Raw genomic sequence first — 24,131 nt, 5'->3', positions numbered from 1 at the left:
AGCGGTTCCGACCGGGCCCGCCGGCGTCTCTTGGGAGGGAGAGCACCATGACCAGGTACCTAGCGACGGCGTCCATCATTGCACTCGCATCGACCGCGGCCCATGCCGGCGGACTCGACCGCACCGGCCAGCCCATCGGCCTGCTGTTCAGCGAAGGCAACTACGCCGAGCTCTCCTTCTCCCGCACGAATCCCGACCTCAACGGCGAGGGCCTCGGCACGGACGCTACGGGCCTCGCTCCCGCAAGCCCCGCCACCCAGGGCTTCGCGGTGGTGCAGAACGCAATCGGCGGCGGGACCGAGTACGACGACGTGGGCGAGAGCTTCAACACCGTCGGCGCCGGCATCAAGTGGCAGTTCAACAGCACCGTCTCCGGCGCGCTCCTCTTTGACGAGGCCTTCGGGGCGGACATCGCCTATTCGGGCGACAATTCGACGACGGAACTCGGCGGGACGCGGGCCAAGGCCGAGTCCTCCTCCCTCACCGCGCTCCTGCGCTATGCCTTCGACGAGAACTGGTCCGCGCATGGCGGTGTCCGCGTCCAGCGCGCGTCCGGCGACATCTCCCTGCGCGGCACGTCCTACGGTCCCGTGAACGGCTACAACGTCGAACTCGAGGACGACACATCGGTCGGCTACGTCATCGGCGGCGCCTATGAGATCCCGGCGATCGCACTGCGCGTCGCCCTGACCTACAGCACTGAGATCGAGCACGATTTCGACACGACCGAGAGCTACAGCCTCGCTCCGCTTTCCGGCGTGGGGACGACCCTCGTCGGTGGGCAGGGTTCGCTTCCGGGCGGAGCCGCGGGCGCTGGCGTCGCTGCCAATGTGGCCCCCCTCCTCAGCGGCTCCTCGTCAACCGAGGTCAAGACGCCGCAATCGGTCAACATCGACTTCCAGACCGGCGTCGCGGAGGACACTCTCGTCTTCGGCTCGATCCGCTGGGCGGAATGGTCCGAGTTCCAGATCAATCCCGAGAACTTCGAGGACCTGACCGGCGGCGGGCTCGTGGATCTGGATGATACCTGGACGTACACGATCGGCGTCGGCCGCCGCTTCACCGACAAGTTCGCCGCGCAGGCCTCCTTCACCTACGAGCCCGAGACCGGGGACGACGAGCTTGTCTCCCCGCTCGCGCCCACGCGCGGCCAGAAGGCCATCGCCCTCGGCGGCTCCTACGATCTCGACGGCGGCGTGACGCTGGCGGGCGGGGTGCGCTACGCCTGGCTCGGCGATGCAACCGCCGAGACCGGCACGCCCGACGTGGCCCGCGCAGAGTTCCGCGACAGCACCGCGCTGTCCGTCGGCATGCGGATCGGCTTCGCCTTCTGAGAAGGGCCTGGCCCTAAACGCGCCGCCATCGCGTATGGCGCGCCGGGATAATAGAGAAAAGATGAAGGGGCGCCGGACCTGAAAGTTCGGCGCCCCGTCACGTTGCCCTTTGCGTCCCGGCGCGCGTCGTCCTAGATGCGGGGCATGACACAGACCCTTCATATCATCGGCGGCGGCATGGCCGGCTCCGAAGCCGCCTGGCAGGCCGCGGGCGCCGGCATCTCCGTCGTCCTGCACGAAATGCGGCCCCAGACGGGCACCTTCGCCCATCGCACCGGCAACCTTGCCGAGATGGTCTGCTCCAACTCTTTCCGCTCGGACGACGACGAGAGCAACGCCGTCGGCCTGCTTCATTGGGAGATGCGGCAGGCGGGCGGGCTCCTGATGGAGATGGCCGACCGGCACAGTCTTCCCGCTGGCGGCGCCCTCGCGGTTGACCGCGATGCCTTCTCCGCCGGCGTGACGGAGCGGTTGAAGGCGCACCCCCTGATCGAGATCCGGGCGGGTGAGATCACCGCGCTTCCCTCGGACGGGCCCGTCATCGTCGCCACCGGCCCACTGACCTCGGGCGCGCTTGCCGAGGACATCGCACGCCATACCGGTCAGGAGGCGCTGGCCTTCTTCGACGCCATCGCCCCCATCGTCTATGCCGACAGCATCGACATGGATGTCGCCTGGCGCCAGTCCCGCTACGACAAGGGCGAGACCGAGGAGGAGCGCCGCGCCTATATCAACTGCCCGATGACGAAGGATGAGTACGAGGCCTTCATCGACGCGCTCCTCGCCGCCGACGTCACCGAGTTCCACGAGGGCGAGACGGCGGGCTATTTCGACGGCTGCCTGCCCATCGAGGTGATGGCCGCGCGCGGACGGGGGACGCTGCGCTTCGGACCGATGAAGCCCATCGGCCTCACGAACACGCACAAGCCGGACGAAAAGGCCTATGCCGTCGTCCAGCTCCGGCGGGACAACGCGCTCGGCACGCTCTACAACATCGTCGGATTCCAGACGAAGATGCGCTACGGCGCCCAGAACGAAGTGCTGCGCATGATCCCCGGGCTCGGGGAAGCGCGCTTCGCCCGGCTCGGCGGCATCCATCGCAACACATTCCTCAACTCGCCGACGCTGCTCGATTCGCAGATGCGGATGAAATCGGCGCCTCACTTGCGCTTCGCGGGGCAGATCACCGGCGTTGAGGGCTACGTCGAAAGCGCCGCGATGGGGCTTCTGGCGGGGCGTCTCGCCGCAGCGGAACTCGCGGGGCGCACCCTGCCGGAGGTGCCGCACGTCACCGCGATGGGCGCCCTTCTGAGCCATATCACCGGGGGCGCCGAGGCGAAGACGTTCCAGCCGATGAACGTCAATTTCGGGCTCTTCCCGCCGATCGACGCAAAGGGCGGCCGCAAGGGGCGCCGCGAGCGCTACAAAGCCTATACCGATCGTGCGAAGGCCGCGTGGGCGGACTGGCTGGAGACGACGGCACCGGTGACGGCCCCGGCATGAGCCTGCCCGAGGGGGCGGCGTTCGTCACCCGCTTCGCGCCCTCGCCCACGGGGCCGCTTCATCTTGGACATGCCTTTTCGGCGGGGTTTGCCTTCGAGATGGCAAAGGAGCGCGGCGGCAGGTTCCTGCTCCGGCTCGAGGATCTCGACAGGGAGCGCTCGAAGCCCGCCTACGAGGCGCTCATCGCGGAGGATCTCTCCTGGCTCGGTCTGTCATGGCCGGAGCCGGTGATGCGCCAGTCGGAGCGCGGGGCGGCCTACCGGGACGCCCTCCAGCAGCTCTGGGATGCGGGCCTTCTTTATCCCTGCACCTGTCGCCGGAAGGACATCCGCGCCGCTGCGCGCGCGCCGCAGGAAGGGGGCGATCCGCTGATCGGGCCGGACGGGATCGTCTATCCCGGCACCTGTCGCGGGGCGCCCCGGACCGGGCCCGTGCCCTGGCACGAGGCATTGCGGCTCGACATGAGGCTGGCAATGGAGCGTGCCGGGACGGTCTCCTTCGAGGAGCATGGCGAGGCGCCGGGGCACCGGATCGCGACGTGCCGGCAGATGACGGAGGAGGTCGGGGACGTCGTGCTTTCTCGGCGCGGATGGGACGCGTCCTATCACCTTGCCGTCGTGGTGGACGATGCGGCCCAGGGCGTGAGCGCTGTCGTGCGGGGCCAGGACCTCGCGGAGGCGACGCCGATCCACGTCCTCTTGCAGATCCTGCTCGGCCTGCCGCGCCCCGCCTATCTCCATCACCGGCTGATCCGGGACGAGAGCGGCAAGCGGCTCGCCAAGCGGGACGATGCCCGCGCGATCTCCGCCTACCGGGAGGCCGGGATGAGCGCCGGAGAGATGCGCGCGCTCATCGGGCTCTGAGCCGTCAGACTTCCGGCTTCATCAGCTCCAGTTCCTCGCCGGCATTGATGCCGGTGTAGAAACAGCTGCGGCGCCCGGTATGACATGCCGGACCGGTCTGGCGCACGACGGCGAGGAGACAGTCCCGGTCGCAATCGATCCGCAGCTCGACCAGCTCCTGCGTGTGGCCAGATGTCTCGCCCTTGACCCAGAAATCCTCACGCGACCGGGACCAGTAGGTCACGCGTCCGGTCTCGAGCGTCCGGCGCACGGCCTCGGCGTTCATCCAGGCGAGCATCAGGACTTCGCCGGTGGTGGCTTCCTGGGCGATGACGGGAAGAAGACCGGCGGCATCGTAGCGCAGCGTTTCGGCATCGAAGGACATCAAGGCTCCTTTGAATTCCTCGCGCGCATGGCTATCTGTCGGACCAGCGCAGGAAGGCTCCGAATGACCACCGACACCGATCTCGTCAAGCTCTATTCCGGGCGTATCCTCGCCCTCGCCGCGGACATCCCGAATGTCGGCAGGCTCGAGGCGCCGGAGGCAAGCGTCAAGAAACGCTCGCCCCTCTGCGGCTCTACCGTGACGGTGGACGTGGTCTCCGAGGCGGGCCGGGTGACGGAGCTGGGCTTGGACGTGAAGGCCTGCGCGCTCGGACAGGCGTCCTCGGCGGTGTTCGGCAAATCCGCCATCGGAACCACACGGGAGCAGATCGAGCGCGGGCGAGACCAGCTTCGCGCCATGCTGAAGGAGGATGGCCCTGTGCCGGATGCCCCCTTCGATGGGCTGGAAGCGCTGTCTCCGGCGCGGGACTTCAAGAACCGGCACGCCTCGATCCTGCTGGTCTTCGAGGCGGCGGCGGAGGCGATGGCGACGGTCGAGAGCGCCGCCTGAGACCCTGAGAGACAGCGAGAACGAACCGCGATTTTCCGGGCGCGATCCGGAGTAAAACGCCGCGCAAGATGGCCCGTGTCGCGGGACAGACTGCCCCGGCGGCGGGGGCTGTCATTCCGGTTCGAATCTTTTATGCTGAGGTCGACGCCGATTTCTGCGGCGCCGCAATTTCCGGGATACCAGATGTCGCGCACCATTGAATATGGGCACCTGATGCACGAGGCGATGCGCAGCCTCATCCGACAGGTCCTCCGGGACGTGGCCTCGGGCGGCCTGCCCGGTGAGCATCATTTCTTCATCACCTTCGACACCGGCCATCCCGACACCGAGGTCGCCGACTGGCTGCGCCAGAGATACCCTGCCGACATGACCGTGGTCATTCAGCACTGGTTCTCCGGCCTCGAAGTGACCGAGGACGGGTTCTACATCACGCTCAATTTCGGCGACAGCCCGGAGCCGCTCTACATCCCGTTCGAGGCGATCCGCACCTTCGTGGACCCCTCCGTCGAATTCGGCCTGCGGTTCGAGACGCAGGATGCCGCGAACGACGACGACGAGGAGGACGAGTTCGTGGATGAGGCCGCCTTCACCGACAGCTCGGTCGAGGATGAGGCGCCGAAGGGCGACGCCGAGGTGGTCCGGCTCGACAGCTTCCGGAAGACCTGACCCGGCGCGGGCGTTTTGTGCGCCCGCATGGTGCTGTTAGCGCCCGCATGGTGGCGGGGTGCGTTGCCCTGCCACGCTCCTGCGGGTAAACCGCTGGCGACCCATTCGGAGGACGCCATGGCAGAGACCCGCACCGAGACCGACAGCTTCGGCCCACTCGAAGTTCCCGGCGACAAGTACTGGGGCGCTCAGACGCAGCGCTCGCTCAAGAACTTCCCCATCGGCTGGGAGACGCAGCCCGTCGCCATCGTGCGGGCCCTGGGCGTGATCAAGCGGGCCTGCGCCGAAGCGAACACGGCAAGCGGCAAGCTCCCGAAGGACATCGGCGAGGCGATCCAGAACGCCGCGCAGGAAGTCATCGACGGCAAGCTCGACGACAACTTTCCCCTCGTCGTCTGGCAGACCGGCTCCGGCACCCAGTCGAACATGAACGCCAACGAGGTGATCGCCAACCGTGCGATCGAGATGCTGGGCGGCACGATCGGCTCGAAGGATCCGGTCCACCCCAACGACCACTGCAACATGGGCCAGTCGTCCAACGACACCTTCCCCACCGCCATGCATATCGGCACGGCGATGATGGCGCGGGACGTGACGTTGCCGGGCCTCGAGAAGCTGGCGACCGCCCTCGAGGCCAAGGTCTCCGCCTTCGACGGCATCATCAAGATCGGCCGAACACATACGCAGGACGCGACGCCGCTGACGCTGGCGCAGGAGTTCTCCGGCTATGCCCATCAGGTCCGCATGGGGATTGCCCGCGTCGAGAGCGCGCTCGGACGGATCTATGAGCTGGCGCAGGGCGGCACCGCGGTCGGCACCGGTCTGAACACCGTCGAGGGCTGGGCCGAGGAGGTGGCCGAACGCATGGGCCGGATCACCGGCCTGCCCTTCGTCACTGCGCCCAACAAGTTCGAGGCGCTGGCCGCGCATGACGCGATGGTCGAGATGTCCGGCGCCCTCAAGACGGTCGCCGCTTCGCTCTTCAAGATCGCGAACGACATCCGCTTTCTCGGCTCCGGTCCCCGCTGCGGCCTCGGCGAGCTGATCCTGCCCGAGAACGAACCGGGCTCCTCGATCATGCCCGGCAAGGTGAATCCCACGCAGTGCGAGGCGCTGACGCAAGTTTGCGCCCACGTCATGGGCAATGACGCCGCCGTCGGGTTTGCCGGCTCCCAGGGGCATTTCGAGCTGAACGTCTACAAGCCGATGATGGCCTACAACGTGATGCAGTCGATGCAGCTTCTGGGCGATGCGGCCGTCGCCTTCACCGACAATCTCGTGGAGGGGCTCCGGGCCGACGAGGGCCGGATCGACAAGCTGATGCGCGAGAGCCTCATGCTCGTCACAGCCCTTGCGCCGCAGATCGGGTATGACAACGCCACCAAGGTCGCCAAGACGGCTCACAAGAACGGCACGACGCTCCGCGAAGAGGCCGTCGCGCTCGGCTTCGTGGACGAGGCGACGTTCGACGCGGTGGTGCGGCCCGAGGACATGGTCGGCCCGAAGAAGGCCTGAGCCGATGGCCGATGTGCCGGTGAACCTCAACCGGGTCCGCAAGGCGCGGGCCCGGGCAGAGAAGAAGGAGGCGGCGGATCGCAACGCCGCCTTCCACGGCCTGCCGAAGGCCCGGAAAGACGCCGCGCGCGCGGAGAACGAACGCGCGCAACGTGCTCACGACGCCGGGAAACGGGACGATGACCTCGAGTGAAGTCGCGGCGCCCCTGCATCATCCATGTGCATGGTGGCCACAGGTCTGTCCGCCCTCGGCGCCGTCCGCTCCCATCCGAAACGATTCGCGCTCATACTTCCGTTTGTCCCGGAGACGGATGACGGCATGAGCTCCCTGCCCTCGCAGGCTTTCCACATCGCGCGACCCGTCCGGAGCACTCCAGGGCGCCGGCGCCCTCTTGTCCTCAGCGAAGGCTCCGCGGAGGCGGCTCGCTCGTCCGGCGCCTGCCTCGCCTCCGCCGTCGCCGCCGAGGCGCGCGTTATGACGCCGGAGGGCCCTCGCGCGGCAGGGAAACTCCGCGCCGGCCAGAGCGTCCTAACCGAGAGCGGCCCGGTTCGCATCCTCTGGACCCGGCGGCACCCCCTGCCTGCCGAGCGTATTGCCGAGCGGCCGGACCTTTCGCCCATCCTCGTCGCCGCCCATGCCTTCGGCGGCGGCGCCCCGCGCCGGCCCCTCCGCCTTTCGCCCCGTGCCGGCATGGTGCGATGGGTGGACGGGCGCCGTCAGATCGTTCCCGCCGCCGCCTGCCTGGATTTGGAGGGCGTCGGCATCGCTCCGGCCACGGCCGTGACCTATGTGCAGATCCTGCTCGAGCGTCATGCCGTGATCTTCGCGGGCGGCGTGCCGCTCGAGAGCCTTCACCCCGGCGCATTGTCCGGCCGCCAGGACAGGGCGCTTCGCAGGCAGCTTCTTGCAGACCTTGCCGGCGACGGGCGCGCGCTGAAGGATTACGGACCCGAGATCCTGCCCCGCGCGATGCCACGATGAGCCGCCCACGCAAACGCAGCCTGACGCTGGCCGGGCACCGCACGTCCGTCACGCTGGAGGATGCGTTTTGGCAGGCCTTCCGCGAATGCGCGCAGCGGGAGGACCTGCCGATCAACACGCTTGCCGCGCGCATCGATGCCGAGCGCGATCCGGAGATCGGTCTGGCCACGGCTATCCGCCTCCACGTTCTCCTCGATCTTCAATCCCGCCTCAGCGGGGCGTGAGCTTCAGCCAGATCCCGTCCCTCGCCCGCACCGTCAGATGCGCGACCGGCACGGGACGCTTCCCCTCAACGATCTCCAGCCGGTAGCGTCCCACGATGGAGGCGAGCAAAAGCACGCCCTCGATCATCGCGAACCCCGCGCCGGGGCAGACGCGCGGACCGGCCGAGAAGGGAATGTAGGCCTCCCGCTGGCAGGCCTTGCCGTTCTCGGTTCCCCATCGCGCCGGGTCGAAGGCATCGGGCTCCGTCCAGAGGCGGGACTGGCGGTGAAGGTGCCAGGGAGAGATGATGATCTGCGATCCCGCCGGCACGTCCCGGTCCCTGAACCGCTCCGGGCACCGCGCCTCGCGGACCATCATTGGCACGGGCGGGTAGAGGCGCAGCGCCTCCCGGAACACGTCCCGCGTCACCTTGAGACTGGAGATCGCACTGAACGGCGCTTCTCCGAGATCGCCGAGCCGGCGCCCGTCCGCCGCGACCTTCTCCTGCCAGTCGGGCGATGCGGCGAGAAGCCAGAGCGCCCAGCCGAGAGCGGAGGCGCTGGTCTCGTGCCCGGCGAGAAAGAAGATGGCAACCTGGTCCACCATCTCCGCCTCGTCGAAGCGCGCCCCCGTCTTTGGATCCTGCGTCGTCATGATCTTCGTCGCGAGATCGTCCGGCGCGTCTCCCGCCTCGATCAGCGCGGCGCGCTCCCTGACAAGGCGCGCGATCAGCTCACGGATGGGCCGGGCGGAAGCGCGCGCGCGGCGCGAGTGAAAGCGCGGCACCCAGCGGGGCACGGGCAGGAAGGCGGCGACGTTCAGAAGCGGCTGTTCCCGCTGATAGGCGCGGAACGCGGCGAAGACCTCGGCGGCGATTTCATGCTCGATGGGGATGGAGAAGAGCGTGCGGAAGATCACATCCGCCGCGGCATGGCTCGCCTCCGCCTCAATCTCGACCTCTGAGCCATCCGCTCGCGCGTCCAGCCGCGCAAGGGTCGCCACGGCCGCATCTCGCATCGCGGGAAATGTCTGGCGAAGCCGCCCGCCCTCGAAGGCCGGATCGATGATCCGCCGCTGCCGCGTCCACTCCTCGCCATTGGTGACGAAGACGGAGTTCCCCAGAAGCGGAGCCAGCCCTTCCCGTACCCGATCGGATTTCGGAAAATCCCCCGGCCGCTCCTTCAGGACGAGATCGACTAGCGAAGGCTGTCCGATCATGTAGGAGCGGAAGAACGGCGTGCGGAACTCCGCCATCCAGGCGCGGTAGAGCTTCTCCGGCTGGGCGGAGAGGATGTCCGACCGGAACAGCCTGAGATATCGCAGAAGGGAGACGCGCCCCTCGCGCGCGGCTGGCTTCGGCGGGATCATGCGGTTTGCGGGTCCCTGCGGCGGATATGGGGGGAGACGGGTATCTCGATCCGGCTGGCCGACGGGGCGCGATGGGCGAAGCGGGCGGCCAGCGTGCGCGGACCTGCGGTGATGCGGAAATAATCGTAATCGCCCGGGCGGTCGAAAGCGCAGAGATACTGGAAATGCAGTCGGAAGAATCGCCAGCGCAGGGCAGACCATCGCTCCGGCGACAGCGTCTGCGTGAAGGCCGCCGAGAGGACCAGCGGCCAGCGTTTCCCGGACCCTGCCATACCGCTGACCGCGACCGGATCGCAGAGCGCGAAGGCGCAGCCATCTCCCGGCGCCGTGACGTCGATCCACGTCATTTCGCCCTGCTGCGACAGGACGCGGAGATCCTCGCGGAGACGCTCGGCGTCCGGCAGGAAGGACACCATCGGAATCACCTGACCAAGCGAGAGGAACGAGAGCGTCGGCCCCTCCGGAGGCACGCCGCCGCCCCGAATGAGATCGGCAAGGACCGAGACGCCGATATGCGCGCCCGACGAGTGGCCAACCACCAGAACCTCGTCCGCATCACCGCGCAGGGCGTCCTCGATCGACTCCCTGAACTGCGCCATCCTGGCCTCGAGAGCGGGCGGATTGGCCCCGCGATACTGCGCCGTAAATGCGTAATCGTGCATCAGGTAATAGGCGAAGATGCGGTTATCGTGCTTGCGGAACCACATCAGGACAGGCGGAATCGCGAGGACGCCGAGCCATGCGAGGGGCGCCGCGACCAGCGACAGGAGCGCGCCGATCCCCACGGCCACAGTGCAGGCGATCAGAAGCTGGCCGAGGAGGACGGCGACCGGATAGAGCGCCGCGATCACAGGGCCCTTGCGCAGCCGCATCAAGCGCCCGAGCGCGCCCGAGGCGATATAGGTCCAGGCCGTACGGCACAGATCGAGATAGGTGCGCGCGATGCCCGTTCCCATGGACGCCTTGACGATGTCGGCCCAGACGAGGACGCGGATCTCTGCCTCGGTCCGTTCGCCCTCGATGTCCGCCTGAACCGCCCAGCCGACGCCTCCGGATCCCGGCAGCGGCGCCTGCGTCAGTTCGTAGCCCGAGATCGCCGCCTGCGCCGCGCCCTCCTTTCGATAGAGTTCGCGGTACCGGCGAGGGTGGAATGGATCGAAGCCCGGGATATAGAAAACCGTACGCCGCCTGACCGCACGATCGCTACGCGTCGTCTCGAGGGTGGCGGGGGCATCGCTCATGGCGCTATCCTTCCTGCAAGGCCCCGGATGGCAAGCAAAATCTGAAGGAATGGTGACGAGATGGGGACAGGCAGCAACGATATCGCCGAGGAGGTCGACGCACTCGGCCTGCTGTGTCCCCTGCCCGTTCTGCGCGCGCGCAAGCGCCTGATGGCGCTGCCGGAGGGTGCCCTGCTCCGCATCCTGACGGACGACCCGGCGGCCCTGATCGACATGCCGCATTTCTGCGCCGAGAGCGGTCATGCACTGCTTGGCGCGGAGGATATTCCCGGAGGGACGGCCTTCACCATCCGTAAGGGATCCGCCTGATCAGGGGCCGGTCAGGAACGGGATCACCGGAGCGGCGCGGCCCGTCCGCGCACGCCGGTGCATGGCGCACATACCTCGCGCCTCGGCAATAAATCGATCCGCGAGGCAACGACCAGGCAAGACGCGGATAAAAAAGGGGCCGCCGCGCCAGATGGCGACGGCGGCCCTTGAGTTTGCGGTCCGGGACCGGGAGCGGTCAGGGCCGAGGCGGGCCCTGGGGATACCGACCGGGGGGACTGGACAGACGAGGGGGAGGCAACCACCCCCGCTGACCCGGACCGCGGGCAGGCGGAGCGGCGGTCAGACCGCTCCGGGCAAGTCGGGTGGGGCGATCAGGCCGCGCCGGGCAAGTGAAGCGCAGCGATCAGCATCACGGCGAGGGACAGGGCGCCGAGCGCATCGACGAGAAGCGTGTTGCCGGAGCGGGCGATCAGCACTTTCAGGTCCGACATCATCATCAGGTCTTCTCCTCATTACGTTAACCGTTGCTCATTTGTTCTCATAGGGGGTCACCCAAATCAAGAACTTTATGAGAACATCGCGAGAAAAAGGAGAACACAGGCAGAACGGCCCGTTTAGCCGATATCGATCAGGCGGATCGCGCGATCCTGCTCCATCAACCACAGAAGGGTCTTGATCGCCCTGCCCCGCGGTCCCTCGAGCCTAGGATCGATCTCTAGGAAGGCGCGGGCGTCGCGCTGCGCCGTGGCCATGAGGCCGGACTGCCGTTCGGGTTCGGCGATACGGAACCGCGGCATGCCGGATTGCGCCGTCCCGATCAGATCGCCTGCGCCGCGAATCGCGAGGTCCTCCTCGGCGATGCGGAAGCCGTCCTCGCTCTGCCTCAGGATATCGAGGCGGCGACGCGCGGTCTCCCCCAGCGGGGCCCGGTAGAGGAGCAGGCAGGTGGAGGCGACGGCACCGCGGCCGACGCGGCCCCGAAGCTGGTGGAGCTGCGCGAGGCCGAAGCTCTCGGCCTGCTCGATCACCATGATGGACGCGTTGGGGACGTTGACGCCGACCTCGATCACCGTGGTCGCCACCAGAACGGCGGTCTGCCCGGAAGCGAAGCGCGCCATGGCGGCGTCCTTCTCCGCCGGTGTGAGGCGCCCGTGGACGAGGCCGACCTGGTCGTCCCCGAAGGCCGCCCGGAGCCGCTTGAACCGCTCTTCCGCGGCGGTGAGGTCCGCTGTCTCGCTCTCCTCGACCAGCGGGCAGACCCAATAGGCCTGCCGGCCCTCGGCAATGGCGCCCCGCAGCCGTTCCACCACGTCCGGCAGGCGCGCCATGGGAACGGAGGAGGTGACGATCGGCGTACGTCCCGGCGGCTTTTCGTCGAGGACGGAGACGTCCATGTCGCCGTATTGTGCAAGCGACAGGGAGCGCGGGATGGGCGTCGCCGTCATCACAAGGATGTCCATCCGCTCGCCCTTGGCGCCGAGTTCCATGCGTTGGGCCACGCCGAACCGATGCTGCTCATCGATCACGGCGAGGCGCAGGTCGCAGAAGACGACATCCTTCTGAAAGACGGCATGGGTTCCCACGAGGATCCGGATGCGGCCCTCCGCGAGGTCCTCGAGAAGGCGCGCGCGATCCGCGCCCCTGTCCCGTCCGGTCAGCACCGCGAGGCGGATACCGGCCGCCTCCGCAAGCGGGGCGAGGCTCTCCATGTGCTGGCGGGCGAGGATCTCCGTGGGCGCCATCAGGACGCCCTGCCCTCCGGCTTCCACCGCGGTCAGAAGCGCGGCGAAGGCGACGAGGGTCTTGCCGGAGCCGACATCGCCCTGCAGGAGCCGGTTCATCCGCCGGGGCGCCGCCATGTCCGCCGCGATCTCCTCCATGGCACGAGCCTGCGCGGAGGTGGGATCGTAGGGCAGCGCGCCCAGTACCCGGGCGCGGAGCGCACCGTCCCCCGCCGTCGCCCGCCCCGGTTTCTCCCGCCGCCGCGCCCGGGCAAGGGCCAGCGTCACCTGGTGCGCCAGCATCTCGTCATAGGCCAGACGGCGACGGGCCGGCGCCTCGGCTGCCAGGTCCGCCATGCTGCGCGGCGCATGCGCCATTCGGAGCGCGTCGGCGAAGCCGGGCCAGCCCTCTCGCGCCAGAACGCCGGGATCAATCCATTCGCCCCCCTGCGGCACACGATGGAGCGCCGCGGCCGCGGCCTTCGACATGGCCTTCTGCGTCACGCCCGCGGTCAGCGGATACACGGGCTCGAACGTCGGTATGTTGCCCGCGTCCTCTAGCCTGACGATGTGCTCGGGGTGGACGATCTGCGCGACCCGGTCGAACAGCTCAAGCTTGCCCGACACGATGCGCCGCTCGCCGGTGGGCAGCTGGTCCTCGAGCCACGGTCCGCCGCCGCGAAAGAACACGAGGTCGAACGCGTTGCCGGCGCCGTCCTCGACCATGACCCTGTGTGGCCCGCCCCGCCTTTGCGACGGGCGATGACGGCCGATTGTCACGGCGATGGTGACGACCGCCGGGGGCACCACATCGCGGATGGTGCCCACGCTGCGGCGATCGATGCCCGAGTGGGGAAGGGTCAGGACGAGATCCCTCGGACGGGATATGGCGGCGCCCTCCAGCGCCTTGGCCATCTTCGGACCGATGCCGGGGAGCGTGTCGATGCCGGCAAAAAGCGGGAACAGCTCGGGCGGGCGGCCCGTCACGCCCCCTCGATCAGGCTCAGCCATCCGTCCTCGTCCAGCGTTTCGATCCCGAGCTCGGCCGCCTTCTTCGCCTTCGATCCGGCCCCCGGTCCGGCCACCAGGATATCCGTCTTCGCGGAAACGGAGCCCGACACCTTGGCGCCGAGGCTCTCGGCGCGGGCCTTGGCCTCGGCGCGCGTCATCTTCTCGAGCGTACCGGTGAAGACCACGGTCTTGCCCGCAACGGGGCTGCCAGCGGTGTCCGGCGCCTCTTCCGGCAGAATGTCGAGCTGGCTGGCGAGCCGGTCGATGGAGGCGCGCTCGGCCTCCTGGTCGAACGCGGTGACGATGGCATCCGCAAGCACCGCACCCACGCCCTCGATCCCGACGAGATCGTCCCAGGCCGCCTTCGCGCCCTCCGGCAGATCGGCCCGCGACCACGCGGCATCGCGGATCCGGGAGACCTGCGCCCGCCGGCCTTCCGTCCCCGCCGCTGCCCGCTCCGCCGACACCTCCTCCTCGGCCTCGCGATAGGCGCGCGCGGCCGGCGCGGCGGCATCGAGGGCGGCGACGAGGACGGACCAATCGCCGTAATGACGCGCAAGATCCGTGGCGGCGACCTCGCCGACATGGCGGATGCCGAGGGCGAAGATCATGCGCGGCAGCTCGATCCTGCGCCGCGCTTCGATGGAGGCTTCGAGGTTGGCGGCGCTTTTCTCGCCCCAGCCCTCGAGCGTGCGGAGGTTCTCCCCGTGGCGCCCCGCGAGGTCGAAGATATCCGCGGGCTCGGCAATCCAGCCCTTCGCATGGAAGGCCTCGACCTGTTTGGCTCCGAGCCCCTCGATGTCGAACGCAGCCCGGGAGACGAAGTGGCGGAGGCGCTCCACCGCCTGCGCCGGACAGGCCATGCCACCCGTGCAGCGGCGGACGGAATCGCCGGGCTCCCGGATCGCCGCCTGTCCGCAGGCCGGGCAAGTCTCGGGAAAGGCGTAAGGCTCCGACGTCGCCGGACGGGCCGACATGTCCACATCGGCAATCTTCGGGATGACATCGCCGGCGCGATAGACCTGGACCCGGTCGCCCTCGCGGATGTCCCGCCCCTCGCGGATCGGAGCGCCCGTATTGTCCCGCCCGGCGATGTAATCCTCGTTGTGAAGCGTGGCGTTCGAGACGACGACACCCCCCACCGTCACCGGCTGCAGACGCCCAACGGGGCTGAGCGCCCCCGTCCGGCCGACCTGAATGTCGATCCCTTCGAGACGCGTCCAGGCCAGCTCGGCGGGGAACTTGTGCGCCAGCGCCCAGCGGGGGGTTGTGGAGCGGAAGCCGAGGCGCTCCTGCAGGCCAAGGTCGTTCACCTTGTAGACGACGCCGTCGATATCGTAGTCGAGATCCGCCCTTCGCGCCGCGATGGCATCGTAATGCGCGATCATGTCCTCAGCGGTCTCGCACAGCCGGGTGAGATCGTTCACCGCGAAACCGAGCGCTTCGAGCCGCTCGATTGCGCCCATCTGCGTGTCCGCGAGCGGCGCGGACAGATCCCCCCAGGCATACGCGAAGAAGCGCAAGGGGCGGGTTTTGGTGATCGCCGGATCGAGCTGGCGGAGGGAGCCGGCGGCGGCGTTCCTCGGGTTCGCGAACAGGCGCTGCCCCGCCGCCTCCTGACGCGCGTTGAGCGCCGCGAAGTCGGAGCGGGACATGTAGACCTCGCCCCTCACCTCGAGAAGATCCGGAGCGCCCTCGATCCGGTCCGGGATATCGCCCACCGTCAGCGCGTTGCGCGTGACGTTTTCGCCGGTGGCGCCGTCCCCCCGCGTCGCGGCCTGGACGAGGCGGCCGCCCTCGTAGCGCAGCGACAGGGACAGCCCGTCGATCTTCGGCTCGGCGGTGAAGGCCAGCGGGGCATCTGCCGCCAATCCGAGGTACCGGCGGATGGAGGCGGCGAAATCGGTGACCTCGCCCGCGTCGAACGCATTTCCGAGCGACAGCATTCGTTTCGAATGCTGCACCTTCTCGAAGCCCTCCGCAGGCGCCGCGCCGACCACGTCCGTCGCGCTGTCCGGCCGCTTCAGCTCGGGAAACCGGGCCTCGATCGCCGCGTTCCGGCGCTTCAGAGCATCGTAGTCGGCATCCGCCAGGATCGGATCGTCGGCCTGATGATAGGCGTCGTTAGCACGGGCCAGAAGGCCGGCGAGCCGGGCCAGCTCCTCCTCTCCTTGGGTGGCGGAGAGCTCGTCGACGGGGATGTCTTCGGTCTGTGCGGGCATGAGGCGGGGGCGCGCTTCTTCAGGGGTCGGTCGGGCGGTGACGGTCTGGGATTTCGAGATAGCGCCCGTGGCGGCCAAGTGCCAGCACCGGGGCGCGTCTCAGGCCGCGAGGAAGGACAGGAGCGCTTCTTCCCCGGCGCGGTACTCCCCCGTGGACGGCACGTCATGCCGCGCCAGAAGCGCGGCCCGCGCCTCCCCGTCCATTTCAGCCAGGGCGATGACTTCGGGATGGATATAGCTGTTGCGCGCGATGGTCGGCGTATTGTGCAGCGCCTCCGATGCCGCCTTGGCCATGCCCGAGATCGTGAGCCTCTCCGCCCCGCAGGACAGCGCGTGGCGCCACGCCGCGAGGGTGCCGTTCCACGTGCGGAAGGTCTTGCAGGTCGCTCCGGGTCCGCAGGTTTCGGCAAGACGGTCGCTCAGCTGCTCGGACCGGACGGCATGCCATTCGCCGTGCCTGTCCGTCCATCCGATCAGCTCGGCGCCGGGCAGATCGTCGATCCGGTGGAGCGCGCGGGCAAGCGCGGGACCGTGGATCTGCGTCTCGACCTCCTGCCCGCCCTTGGCGGTATAGTTCAGCGCAATCTTGCCGCCGTCGAACTCGACATGCCTGCGGCGGAGCGTCGTGGCGCCGTAGCTCTTGTTCTGGCTGGTGTAATCGGGGTGGCCGACGCGGATCGACGTCCGGTCGATCAGGGCGAGCGTCGCTCCGATGGCCAGCTCCGGATCGCCCGCGTCGGCTTTCAGGGCATTGGAGATCCAACGGCGCAGAGACGGCAGATGCTCCCCGAACGCGGCGAGGTTTGAGAACTTGCGCTGGGCGCGGAACTCGGTCCAGTCGGGATGGTAGCGGTACTGCTTGCGGGACCGCGCATCCGTTCCCGTCGCCTGCAAATGGCCGTTCGGAAGCGGACAGATCCACACGTCCACATAAGCCGGCGGCACGGCCAAGGACGCAATTTCCTTGCGCTTCTTCGCGTCGCGGATGCGCGTCCCGTCCGGTGCGATATAAGAGAACCCCGTGCCGCGCTTCTCCCGCCGTATGCCGGGGCGGCTGTCAGGATAATAGACGAGACCCTGCTGCGGCATGACGGATCACGACGGAATGTAATGATCGGCGACATAGGCGCCGCGCTCGCCGCGCGGTCGGGGCCGGCCGATCGTACTGTCCCGCCTCGTGCGGAGCTCGAGCGCGGCATTCAGGGACGCCCCGAGGAGGACCGCGAAGGCGCTGATGAAGAGCCACATCAGAAGAGCGATCACCGCGCCGATGGAGCCATAGACCTGATTGTAGTTTCCGAAATTCGTCAGGTACATCGAGAACGCGACGGACGCGCCGGCCCAGAGAAGCAGCGCGAGAAACGCCCCCGGCGTGATCCAGGCCGCTCGCGCGCCGCGCCGGTTGGGTCCGAAGCGATAGACGAGGGCAAGCGCGATGAGCATCACGACCCCCGCGATCAGCCACCGCATGAGCTGGGCGACGACCCCCGCGATGGGTCCCAGGGGGAAGACAGCGAGAACGATGGGAGTGACGATGACGGTGCCGAGCGTCACGACACCGAGCGCCACGAGGGACAGCGTCAGCGCCACCGCCGCCAGGATATGCCGCAGGCCGCCGCGGTTGCTTTCGCGGTAGACGGCGTTCACCCCCCGCATCAGCGCGTCGACCCCGAGGCGGGCGGACCAGAGCGCAAACAGAAGCGACAGGACCGACGCCCAGGTCATCGTATCGGTCGAAGAGGAGGTAACGGCGCGGACCTGATCGCCGATCAGCTTGTAGGCTTCGGCCGGCACGAAATTGGCCAGAAGGACCAGCTGCGCCTCGACGACGGAGGGGTCCGAGACCAGCGACCAGATCGCGATGAGGGCAGCGAGACCCGGGAAGAGCGACAGCATGGAGAAGAACGCGACGCCGGCGGCCATGAGAAAGAGGTTTTTCTCATCCATAGTTCGCAGGACATCGCCGCCGGCCTTCGTCCAGACGGCAACGCGCATGAACGCGCTTTTGCGGCGGCTGCGGCGCGGCGCCGGACCATCGTCTTCCGTTGCGTTCATGCTTTCTTCACTTCGGACTCCGACTTCAGGACCTCGGTGCCATCCTCCTGCTTCAGCAGATAGGCCGGCTCGTCTTCGCTCGCGTCGCGCGTGACCTCGTTGCCCTTTATCTTCTTGGTAATCTTCTGGGTGTAAACCTTGGAGACGGTGCCGGTTCCGGTTCCGTTGCCCCAATTCCACTGAAGCTTGTCACCTTCCTTGTAGAACATGACGATTCCTTTTCTCGAAAATGGTGTGAGGGTGAACACGTTTCAGCGATCGTCCGTTCCCCTTAGGACCATGGCGCTATGGCGCCTCAGTGATTGCGCAGGGCCTCGATCAGCGCGTCCTTGTCCATGTCCGACCGGCCCTCGATGCCGATCTCCTGGGCCCGTTCGTAGAGGTCGTCCTTCGTCCAGTCTTCGTAGGGCGGGCTCTCGCCGCCCTTCTTCGAGGGCGATTGAGAATCATTGGCCTGCGCATTGGCGATGCGGGCCGCCTTCTCCTTTGACGCGCCCTCATCGCGCAGCGCCTCGTAGGTCTCGTTGTCCTTCACTTGCGGTCCGGGATCCTTCTTCGCCATCTCGTCCTCCTGTCGATCAGCTTCGGATCGGCAACGCCTCAGGCCGGCACTTGTGTTCCGCAGGGTCCTGCCATTGCGAACGCGCCTGCGCCGTGCGCCGGCCTGGATGCTGGCAAAAGCCGTTGCCCCCTCTGCCGAGCGAGGCGATGACCGCCGGAGGGCCTTGCCGGTCCCCTTGACCCACGGCTCTGCCTTGCCTAGCGTGCACCTTCGGCAAAGCTACAACATATGGGGGCAGGACATGCCGCGCGACCTCGTCACGCAGGCGTTTCTCGGCGTCGATTCCTCGCTGACGGGACGGCTCTGGGCCGGTCCGTCCGTCGAGGAGGACCGCAAGGCCGAGGCGCTGGTCCAGGAAACCGGCCTGCCGGATGCCCTCTGCCGCATCCTCGCCCTGCGCGGCGTCGCCGGCCCGGATTGTGCCGCCCATCTCGAGCCGAAGTTGCGGGACCTGATGCCGGATCCGCGCAGTCTCAAGGACATGGAGATCGCGTCGGCCCGTCTTCTCAAGGCCGCGACGGGTCGGGAGCGCGTGGCGATCTTCGCCGATTACGATGTGGACGGAGCAACATCCGCGGCGGTGCTGCACGACTGGTTCGCGGCGCATGGGCTCACGCCCACGATCTACGTGCCCGACCGGATCGCGGAAGGCTACGGGCCGAATGCGCCGGCAATGGAGAAGCTGGCGGCAGGCCATGATCTCATCGTCTGCGTCGATTGCGGCACCCTTGCCCACGAGGCGCTGGAGGCCGCGGCGATGACCGATGTCGTCGTCCTCGACCACCACCTCGGCGGCGAGACGCTGCCCCGCGCCGTCGCGGTGGTGAACCCCAACCGCCAGGACGAAAGCGGCGCGCTTGCCCATCTCTGTGCCGCCGCCGTCTGTTTCCTCGCCGTCGTCGAGGCGAACCGGCAGGCGCGCGGTGCCGGCCATCCCGCGCCGGACCCCGTCCCGCTTCTGGATCTGGTGGCCCTGGCAACGGTGGCGGACGTCGCGCCGCTGATCGGTGTCAATCGCGCCTTCGTCCGGGCTGGTCTCGCCGTCATGCACCGCCGCGCGAGGCCCGGCCTTGCAGCACTGGCCGACGAGGCAGGTCTGTCGGAGGCGCCGGCGGCCTATCACCTGGGCTACATGCTCGGCCCCAGGATCAATGCAGGTGGGCGAATTGGCCGCGCGGATCTCGGCGCCCGTCTTCTGACCACGCGCGACGGCCCCGAAGCGCAATCCCTCGCCGAGAAGCTGAACGCGCTGAACGGCGAGCGCCGGGACATCGAGGCCCGCGTGACCGAGGAAGCGACGGAGCAGGCCATCGCGCGCGGCGCCGATGCGCCGCTGGTCTGGGCCTCGGGCGACGGCTGGCATCCCGGCGTCGTCGGGATCGTGGCTTCCCGCCTCAAGGAAGCCTTCGGCCGCCCTGCCGTCGTCATCGGCACCGATGGAGGGATCGGAAAGGGATCCGGTCGCTCCGTGTCGGGCATCGACCTCGGCGCCGCGGTCCATCGCCTGTCGCGCGAGGGGCTTCTCATCGCGGGGGGCGGCCACAAGATGGCGGCCGGCCTCACTGCCGACGCCGACAGAATCGAAGCCGCGATGGAGCGCCTGAGCGAACTTCTGGAGGCGCAGGGCTCGGGGTCGGGTGCCGCGCGGCAGCTCCGGCTCGACGGCCTCATGATGCCGGGTGCCGCGACGGTGGAGATGATCGAGGCGCTCGAGAGCGCCGGTCCCTTCGGCGCCTCGGCCCCTGCCCCGCGCTTCGCGATCCCGGGCGCCGCGATCCATGCGGCACGCCGCGTCGGCGACGGTCACCTGAAGCTCACGGTGTCGGACGGCCTCGGCCCGCGCCTCGATGCCATCGCCTTCGGCGTCTTCCGCTCCGATCTCGGCCCGGCGCTCGAGGCTCACGGCGGGGCGCGCTTCCATCTTGCGGGACGGTTCGAGATCAACAGCTGGAACGGCCGGAGGAGCGCTCAGCTCAGGCTGGAAGACGCCGCGAAAGCCTGACTTTTCAGCCTCCCCCAAGGTCATGACAAGTTTCGCGAAAAATCTTCTTGCACCCACCCGCCGCATTTCTTAGACACCGCCTCACCAAACGGCACGGCCCGTTCGTCTATCGGTTAGGACGCCAGGTTTTCAACCTGGAAAGAGGGGTTCGATTCCCCTACGGGCTACCACTTCCTTTAGAAGTATCAGCAGCTTACCCCGTGCCGCGGGTGCCCCTCGGGGCGCGCCGTCCGGTGGCTGCGATCCTCTTTCCGCTTACATTGTCGAAAGCTGGACCCCGCACGTTTCGCGGGATCCTTTATCGCGTTGCAGATGCCGCCGGCTCAGCCCCGCAGGGCCATCGCCGCGCCGACGTGATCGGCCAGGGCAGCCTTCAGATCGGCAATCCTCGGCCCCGCCGCCAGAACCGCGCGGGAGGAGGTCGGGATCACGCGGGGGAGCGCCTCGCCGAAAATGCCTTCGAGATCGCCGAAGCCCGCGCCTTGTGCGCCGATCCCCGGAACGAGGAAGAGCGAGGCCGGCAAATGTGCGACCGTGCCGGAGGCCGCTTCGCCGAGCGTCGCGCCGATGACCGCGCCGGCGGGACCGACGGACTCTCCTGAGGCAAGGGCCGCGTTCTGTTCGGTCAGCGCGTCGGCCAGTGCGTCGGCCACCGCGACGTCCCCTTGCCGCGCATCCTGAAGGGCTGCGCCCTCGGGGTTGGATGACCGCACGACCGTGAAGACACCCGCTCCGCAGGACGCGGCACGGGACAGGAGCGGCGTGAGGGTTCCCGCCCCGAGATAGGCGTTTGCCGTCACGGCATCGGCGCCGAAGCCGCCCTCGCCGATCCAGGCGCGGGCATAGGCTTCCATCGAGGATCCAATGTCGCCACGCTTGGCATCGGCGATCACGAGGATGCCGCTGGCCTGCATGCCCCTGATGAGACGCGCGAGTTCCGCGATGCCGGCGGGTCCGAAGGCCTCGAAGAAGGCAACCTGCGGCTTGACGATCCCCACGGACCCTTCGGCTGCCTCCAGCACGATGTCGACAAACTGCGTCAGTCCGGCGGGGCTCGCCTCGAGGCCCCAGGCGTCCAGCGTCGCAGGGCTCGGATCACATCCCATGCAGAAGGGGGAGCGTCGGGCAGAAATCGTGGCGAATCGTGACGCAAACGAAGGAGGTGCAGAAATCACGCGAGTGGTCCTTTGCGGAGGCGGGGTGGAAAGATGCCCCTGGGGCACCTACGTCGATAGCAGTTGCGACAGTCAGTAACGGCCCGTCATTAAGGGGTATTGCAACTTGACGCTATCTTGAATGCTCATACGATAAGCTAAAGTAATTGCCAGATTTCTAGTGCATATTAAACCAAACAGTTCAGAACCGGACCATGATCGACGCATGCTCATCAGCTGACAGGGACTGGCCGCGTTGCACGGGCCGCCCCCCCCTACGTTCGGCGGAGGGTCCACGGTGAAACTGCCGAATCTCGTCACGGGGCTGCTTCCGGGTGCCGCCGAAGATGCCGGCGACGCGCCAGCCGACCCGGCATCGCTTCCGTCCCTGCCATCCTCTCCGAGTGCTCTCTTGAGCGTCGACCAATGCGGGATCGTCCGCAGCTCCAACGGCGTGGCCGAGGGTCTGCTGGAGTTGGACAGCGACGAGATCGTGGGGCGTGGCCTGTCGGATCTCCTGGGTGTCGAGGACGCCGCCGTGCTCCTCGGGCACAGTCGCGCCGGTTCGGGGCCGATCCAGATCAGGACAGAGGCGCGTCTGGGCACCCGGGTTACGCTCGACGCCCAGTCAGACGACCTCGGCGTCGCTGGCACGGCGCTCTCTTTGCGTATTTCGGACGTGACCCCCGACCGGCGCTCTGCCCGAGAGCTCAGGCTGGCCGGGGCGCTCGAGGCCGGAGGGGTCGGTGTCTTCGAGGTCGATATCGCGTCCGACAAGTCCGTCGTGACGCCGAGGTGGCTTGAGCTGCTCGGGTTCGACATCGCGCACGGCGCCGCGTTGGATGCGCAGGCCGAATGGCTGGCGCGTGTTCATCCCGATGATTCTGCCCGCGTCGCCGCCTCCGATGCCGCATGCTACGCGGGCGAGACCGATCTCACGGACACCACGTACCGGTTTCTCCGCCCTGACGGCCGCTGGATGTGGACGCGTTCGATTTCAGTGGTCAGCGAGCGCGATCGCAGGGGCAATCCGCAGCGTCTGACCGGCCTGCAGTTCGATATGGACGAGCACTTTCGCCTGCAAGACCAGCTGTCCGCGAGCCAGCGCAGGTTCCGCGAAAGCCTCGGCAATTCCCCGTTCCCGACCGCGCTGTGCAGCGTAAACGGTGACATCATCGACGCCAATATCGCCTTTTGCGATCTCGTCGGCTTCCCCCACTCCGAAATCATCGGCGTGACCTTGTTGTCTCTGTCCTTTCCGGACAACGCCGAGGCCGCGCGGATTCGCATGGACTCTCTGAAACGCGGCACGGTTCGCCGCTACGAGACGGAAAAGCGCATCCGCAGGAAGGACGGTTCGGGCTGTTGGGCGCGTCTCAGCGTGAGCTATGATCCGGGGACCGAAGGGATGGACGGCATCATCGTCGCCCAGGCGCGGGACATCTCGCGCGACAAGGAACTCGACGAGGCGAAGGCACAATTTCTCGCCACCGTGAGCCACGAGCTGAGAACGCCGCTCACCTCGGTCCATGGCGCGATCCGACTGTTGTCGCAGCTCTGTGTTGGAGAAAACCAGGCCGACGGGGTGATGCGGCTGCTGTCGATTGCGGAGACCAACTCGAAGCGCCTGATCGACATGGTCAACGACATCCTCGATGTCGAACGTCTCACCGCCCCCGATACCGTCTTCGATTTCGAGCCGTCCCGGATCGCGGACATTGCCCGCGAGGCCGTGGAGAGCGTCACTGCGGCCGCCATCAGCAAGAACATCCGGGTGACGATCACCGAAGAGGCCGAGGGGAAGGCGATGGTCGACGCAATGCGCCTCGGCAAGGCCATGGAAGCGATCCTGTCGAACGCGATCAAGTTTTCCGACCCCGATAGCGACGTCATCCTCAGGGTCAGCTCGGACGAATACCACGTCACGGTCTGGGTCGAGGACACCGGCTGCGGCATTCCAGTTTCCTTCCGGGACAAGGTATTCGACCGCTTCACCCAGGCCGACAGCTCCTCCACCCGGGAACAGGGCGGGTCCGGGATCGGGCTCTACGTGTCCAATCTCGCGGTCATCCGCATGGGCGGGCGGATCGGCTTCGAAAGCGAGGAAGGGGTGGGCTCCAAATTCTGGATCCGCCTGCCGCGGATCGACAACGCCGGGACCAAGACCTCTCCCCAGGTCAAGAGCTCACTGCCTTCGATCCTGCATGTCGAGCCCGAGAGCGGCTTCGGCGACATCTTCCGCAGCGCCCTGAAGGGAAAGGCCGATTACATCCGCGCGGGAAGCTTCGCCGCCGCGGTCCGGCTGCTCGACTCGTACTCCTTCGATGTCATTATCGTGGATTGGGACCTGCCTGACGGGAACGGCCGCGACATACTCGACTTCGTCGGCGAGCCACCGCCGGTCATCCTCGGCTTCTCCAATTCCGAAACGGCGTGGAGCGACCCGCGCGTGACGAGGAATCTTGTGAAGACGCGGGCGAGTATCGACGATATCCTGTCGCTTGCACTGAAGTCGGCATAGGACCATCAGTAACGAACGGAGCTCCGGGTCGGCCGGGCGCGTCACCTACAACGCCAATGATTG

General features: G+C 67.7%; 23 protein-coding genes and 1 tRNA gene. 13 read left to right on the top strand and 11 right to left on the bottom strand.

The window, feature by feature from the left end:
- The first annotated feature begins 47 nt into the window (after nucleotides 1–47).
- The 3 genes from DQG15_RS00820 to gluQRS all read left to right on the top strand — a co-directional run bounded on the left by DQG15_RS00820 (nucleotide 48) and on the right by gluQRS (nucleotide 3,700).
- Nucleotides 48–1,334: an OmpP1/FadL family transporter gene (locus DQG15_RS00820; protein ID WP_116081979.1), complete on the top strand. Its 1,287-nt coding sequence runs from the start codon at nucleotides 48–50 to the stop codon at nucleotides 1,332–1,334.
- Between the two features lie 144 nt (nucleotides 1,335–1,478).
- Nucleotides 1,479–2,837, top strand: coding sequence for a methylenetetrahydrofolate--tRNA-(uracil(54)-C(5))-methyltransferase (FADH(2)-oxidizing) TrmFO (gene trmFO, locus DQG15_RS00815; RefSeq protein WP_116081977.1), 1,359 nt, complete (start codon nucleotides 1,479–1,481; stop codon nucleotides 2,835–2,837).
- Nucleotides 2,834–3,700 carry a tRNA glutamyl-Q(34) synthetase GluQRS gene (gene gluQRS, locus DQG15_RS00810; RefSeq protein ID WP_116081975.1) on the top strand — a complete coding sequence of 289 codons (867 nt, stop codon included), beginning with the start codon at nucleotides 2,834–2,836 and terminating at the stop codon, nucleotides 3,698–3,700. Before trmFO ends, gluQRS begins: the two co-directional genes overlap by 4 nt.
- A 4-nt stretch (nucleotides 3,701–3,704) precedes the next feature.
- On the opposite strand, the gene hisI is transcribed toward gluQRS, so the two are convergent.
- Complete coding sequence (gene hisI, locus DQG15_RS00805; protein ID WP_116081973.1) at nucleotides 3,705–4,064, bottom strand: phosphoribosyl-AMP cyclohydrolase; 360 nt, start codon at nucleotides 4,062–4,064, stop codon at nucleotides 3,705–3,707.
- 63 nt (nucleotides 4,065–4,127) lie between these two features.
- Between hisI and DQG15_RS00800 the strand changes: the two genes are divergently transcribed.
- The 6 genes from DQG15_RS00800 to DQG15_RS00775 all read left to right on the top strand — a co-directional run bounded on the left by DQG15_RS00800 (nucleotide 4,128) and on the right by DQG15_RS00775 (nucleotide 7,961).
- Nucleotides 4,128–4,574 (top strand): iron-sulfur cluster assembly scaffold protein, encoded by a 447-nt coding sequence (locus tag DQG15_RS00800; RefSeq protein ID WP_116081972.1) that lies wholly within the window; start codon nucleotides 4,128–4,130, stop codon nucleotides 4,572–4,574.
- Between the two features lie 183 nt (nucleotides 4,575–4,757).
- Nucleotides 4,758–5,240, top strand: a complete 483-nt coding sequence (locus DQG15_RS00795) for an SspB family protein (RefSeq protein ID WP_116081970.1) — start codon at nucleotides 4,758–4,760, stop codon at nucleotides 5,238–5,240.
- A 117-nt stretch (nucleotides 5,241–5,357) separates the two neighbouring features.
- Entirely contained in the window at nucleotides 5,358–6,755 is a 1,398-nt protein-coding gene (gene fumC, locus DQG15_RS00790) for a class II fumarate hydratase (RefSeq protein ID WP_116081968.1), read from the top strand.
- A gap of 4 nt (nucleotides 6,756–6,759) precedes the next feature.
- Entirely contained in the window at nucleotides 6,760–6,948 is a 189-nt protein-coding gene (locus DQG15_RS00785; RefSeq protein ID WP_116081967.1) for a DUF4169 family protein, read from the top strand.
- Nucleotides 6,949–7,074: 126 nt separating this feature from the next.
- Nucleotides 7,075–7,737, top strand: coding sequence for a Hint domain-containing protein (locus tag DQG15_RS00780; RefSeq protein ID WP_157968844.1), 663 nt, complete (start codon nucleotides 7,075–7,077; stop codon nucleotides 7,735–7,737).
- The gene (locus DQG15_RS00775; RefSeq protein WP_116081963.1) at nucleotides 7,734–7,961 is read left to right on the top strand and encodes a ribbon-helix-helix domain-containing protein; all 228 of its coding nucleotides are present in this window, start codon (nucleotides 7,734–7,736) and stop codon (nucleotides 7,959–7,961) included. Before DQG15_RS00780 ends, DQG15_RS00775 begins: the two co-directional genes overlap by 4 nt.
- On the opposite strand, the gene DQG15_RS00770 is transcribed toward DQG15_RS00775, so the two are convergent.
- Both DQG15_RS00770 and DQG15_RS00765 read right to left on the bottom strand, forming a co-directional pair.
- Nucleotides 7,948–9,309: a cytochrome P450 gene (locus DQG15_RS00770; RefSeq protein ID WP_116081961.1), complete on the bottom strand. Its 1,362-nt coding sequence runs from the start codon at nucleotides 9,307–9,309 to the stop codon at nucleotides 7,948–7,950. The genes DQG15_RS00775 and DQG15_RS00770 overlap by 14 nt on opposite strands.
- Nucleotides 9,306–10,550: a hypothetical protein gene (locus DQG15_RS00765; protein WP_116081959.1), complete on the bottom strand. Its 1,245-nt coding sequence runs from the start codon at nucleotides 10,548–10,550 to the stop codon at nucleotides 9,306–9,308. The genes DQG15_RS00770 and DQG15_RS00765 overlap by 4 nt, the downstream gene beginning before the upstream one ends.
- A gap of 60 nt (nucleotides 10,551–10,610) precedes the next feature.
- Between DQG15_RS00765 and DQG15_RS00760 the strand changes: the two genes are divergently transcribed.
- Nucleotides 10,611–10,859, top strand: a complete 249-nt coding sequence (locus tag DQG15_RS00760) for a sulfurtransferase TusA family protein (protein WP_116081957.1) — start codon at nucleotides 10,611–10,613, stop codon at nucleotides 10,857–10,859.
- Between the two features lie 332 nt (nucleotides 10,860–11,191).
- On the opposite strand, the gene DQG15_RS18695 is transcribed toward DQG15_RS00760, so the two are convergent.
- The 7 genes from DQG15_RS18695 to DQG15_RS00730 form a co-directional block, all read right to left on the bottom strand.
- A complete protein-coding gene (locus tag DQG15_RS18695; protein WP_255415073.1) occupies nucleotides 11,192–11,317 on the bottom strand; it encodes a hypothetical protein in 126 nt (41 codons plus the stop codon).
- Between the two features lie 117 nt (nucleotides 11,318–11,434).
- Entirely contained in the window at nucleotides 11,435–13,552 is a 2,118-nt protein-coding gene (gene recG / locus DQG15_RS00755) for an ATP-dependent DNA helicase RecG (RefSeq protein WP_198665043.1), read from the bottom strand.
- On the bottom strand, nucleotides 13,525–15,774 hold the full coding sequence (gene ligA / locus DQG15_RS00750) for an NAD-dependent DNA ligase LigA (RefSeq protein ID WP_116081954.1): 2,250 nt from the start codon (nucleotides 15,772–15,774) through the stop codon (nucleotides 13,525–13,527). Before ligA ends, recG begins: the two co-directional genes overlap by 28 nt.
- Nucleotides 15,775–15,873: 99 nt before the next feature.
- Nucleotides 15,874–16,863, bottom strand: coding sequence for a DNA topoisomerase IB (locus DQG15_RS00745; RefSeq protein WP_116081952.1), 990 nt, complete (start codon nucleotides 16,861–16,863; stop codon nucleotides 15,874–15,876).
- A gap of 6 nt (nucleotides 16,864–16,869) precedes the next feature.
- Nucleotides 16,870–17,829, bottom strand: a complete 960-nt coding sequence (locus DQG15_RS00740; RefSeq protein WP_232830653.1) for a YihY/virulence factor BrkB family protein — start codon at nucleotides 17,827–17,829, stop codon at nucleotides 16,870–16,872.
- Nucleotides 17,826–18,038: a DUF2945 domain-containing protein gene (locus tag DQG15_RS00735; RefSeq protein ID WP_116081951.1), complete on the bottom strand. Its 213-nt coding sequence runs from the start codon at nucleotides 18,036–18,038 to the stop codon at nucleotides 17,826–17,828. The genes DQG15_RS00740 and DQG15_RS00735 overlap by 4 nt, the downstream gene beginning before the upstream one ends.
- A gap of 86 nt (nucleotides 18,039–18,124) precedes the next feature.
- Nucleotides 18,125–18,391 carry a Rho termination factor gene (locus DQG15_RS00730; RefSeq protein WP_116081949.1) on the bottom strand — a complete coding sequence of 89 codons (267 nt, stop codon included), beginning with the start codon at nucleotides 18,389–18,391 and terminating at the stop codon, nucleotides 18,125–18,127.
- Nucleotides 18,392–18,632: 241 nt separating this feature from the next.
- Here DQG15_RS00730 and recJ point away from each other — a divergent pair, with 241 nt between their 5' ends.
- Nucleotides 18,633–20,393 carry a single-stranded-DNA-specific exonuclease RecJ gene (gene recJ / locus DQG15_RS00725; protein ID WP_116081948.1) on the top strand — a complete coding sequence of 587 codons (1,761 nt, stop codon included), beginning with the start codon at nucleotides 18,633–18,635 and terminating at the stop codon, nucleotides 20,391–20,393.
- Between the two features lie 95 nt (nucleotides 20,394–20,488).
- Nucleotides 20,489–20,563: transfer RNA gene (locus tag DQG15_RS00720), tRNA-Glu, on the top strand.
- Between the two features lie 153 nt (nucleotides 20,564–20,716).
- Here DQG15_RS00720 and pyrF read toward each other — a convergent pair.
- The gene (gene pyrF, locus DQG15_RS00715; RefSeq protein WP_198665042.1) at nucleotides 20,717–21,568 is read right to left on the bottom strand and encodes an orotidine-5'-phosphate decarboxylase; all 852 of its coding nucleotides are present in this window, start codon (nucleotides 21,566–21,568) and stop codon (nucleotides 20,717–20,719) included.
- Nucleotides 21,569–21,845: 277 nt separating this feature from the next.
- On the opposite strand from pyrF, the gene DQG15_RS00710 reads away from it, so the two are divergent.
- Entirely contained in the window at nucleotides 21,846–24,068 is a 2,223-nt protein-coding gene (locus DQG15_RS00710) for an ATP-binding protein (RefSeq protein ID WP_157968843.1), read from the top strand.
- The last annotated feature ends 63 nt before the right edge of the window (nucleotides 24,069–24,131 follow it).

The sequence above is a fragment of the Tropicimonas sp. IMCC34011 genome (assembly GCF_003390865.1).
In the GTDB taxonomy this organism is placed as follows: Bacteria; Pseudomonadota; Alphaproteobacteria; order Rhodobacterales; family Rhodobacteraceae; genus Tropicimonas_B.
This window is presented reverse-complemented; position numbering and strand designations above follow the sequence as displayed.

Coding starts and splice junctions, on each gene's coding strand:
- DQG15_RS00800 (WP_116081972.1), top strand. CDS start 4,128: ATGACCACCGACACCGATCTCGTCAAGCTCTATTCCGGGCGTATCCTC.
- DQG15_RS00735 (WP_116081951.1), bottom strand. CDS start 18,038: ATGTTCTACAAGGAAGGTGACAAGCTTCAGTGGAATTGGGGCAACGGA.
- trmFO (WP_116081977.1), top strand. CDS start 1,479: ATGACACAGACCCTTCATATCATCGGCGGCGGCATGGCCGGCTCCGAA.
- fumC (WP_116081968.1), top strand. CDS start 5,358: ATGGCAGAGACCCGCACCGAGACCGACAGCTTCGGCCCACTCGAAGTT.
- gluQRS (WP_116081975.1), top strand. CDS start 2,834: ATGAGCCTGCCCGAGGGGGCGGCGTTCGTCACCCGCTTCGCGCCCTCG.
- recJ (WP_116081948.1), top strand. CDS start 18,633: ATGCCGCGCGACCTCGTCACGCAGGCGTTTCTCGGCGTCGATTCCTCG.
- ligA (WP_116081954.1), bottom strand. CDS start 15,774: ATGCCCGCACAGACCGAAGACATCCCCGTCGACGAGCTCTCCGCCACC.
- DQG15_RS00770 (WP_116081961.1), bottom strand. CDS start 9,309: ATGATCCCGCCGAAGCCAGCCGCGCGCGAGGGGCGCGTCTCCCTTCTG.
- DQG15_RS00775 (WP_116081963.1), top strand. CDS start 7,734: ATGAGCCGCCCACGCAAACGCAGCCTGACGCTGGCCGGGCACCGCACG.
- DQG15_RS00740 (WP_232830653.1), bottom strand. CDS start 17,829: ATGAACGCAACGGAAGACGATGGTCCGGCGCCGCGCCGCAGCCGCCGC.
- DQG15_RS18695 (WP_255415073.1), bottom strand. CDS start 11,317: ATGATGATGTCGGACCTGAAAGTGCTGATCGCCCGCTCCGGCAACACG.
- DQG15_RS00730 (WP_116081949.1), bottom strand. CDS start 18,391: ATGGCGAAGAAGGATCCCGGACCGCAAGTGAAGGACAACGAGACCTAC.
- DQG15_RS00745 (WP_116081952.1), bottom strand. CDS start 16,863: ATGCCGCAGCAGGGTCTCGTCTATTATCCTGACAGCCGCCCCGGCATA.
- DQG15_RS00820 (WP_116081979.1), top strand. CDS start 48: ATGACCAGGTACCTAGCGACGGCGTCCATCATTGCACTCGCATCGACC.
- DQG15_RS00795 (WP_116081970.1), top strand. CDS start 4,758: ATGTCGCGCACCATTGAATATGGGCACCTGATGCACGAGGCGATGCGC.
- DQG15_RS00785 (WP_116081967.1), top strand. CDS start 6,760: ATGGCCGATGTGCCGGTGAACCTCAACCGGGTCCGCAAGGCGCGGGCC.
- DQG15_RS00780 (WP_157968844.1), top strand. CDS start 7,075: ATGAGCTCCCTGCCCTCGCAGGCTTTCCACATCGCGCGACCCGTCCGG.
- DQG15_RS00760 (WP_116081957.1), top strand. CDS start 10,611: ATGGGGACAGGCAGCAACGATATCGCCGAGGAGGTCGACGCACTCGGC.
- recG (WP_198665043.1), bottom strand. CDS start 13,552: ATGGCTGAGCCTGATCGAGGGGGCGTGACGGGCCGCCCGCCCGAGCTG.
- DQG15_RS00765 (WP_116081959.1), bottom strand. CDS start 10,550: ATGAGCGATGCCCCCGCCACCCTCGAGACGACGCGTAGCGATCGTGCG.
- hisI (WP_116081973.1), bottom strand. CDS start 4,064: ATGTCCTTCGATGCCGAAACGCTGCGCTACGATGCCGCCGGTCTTCTT.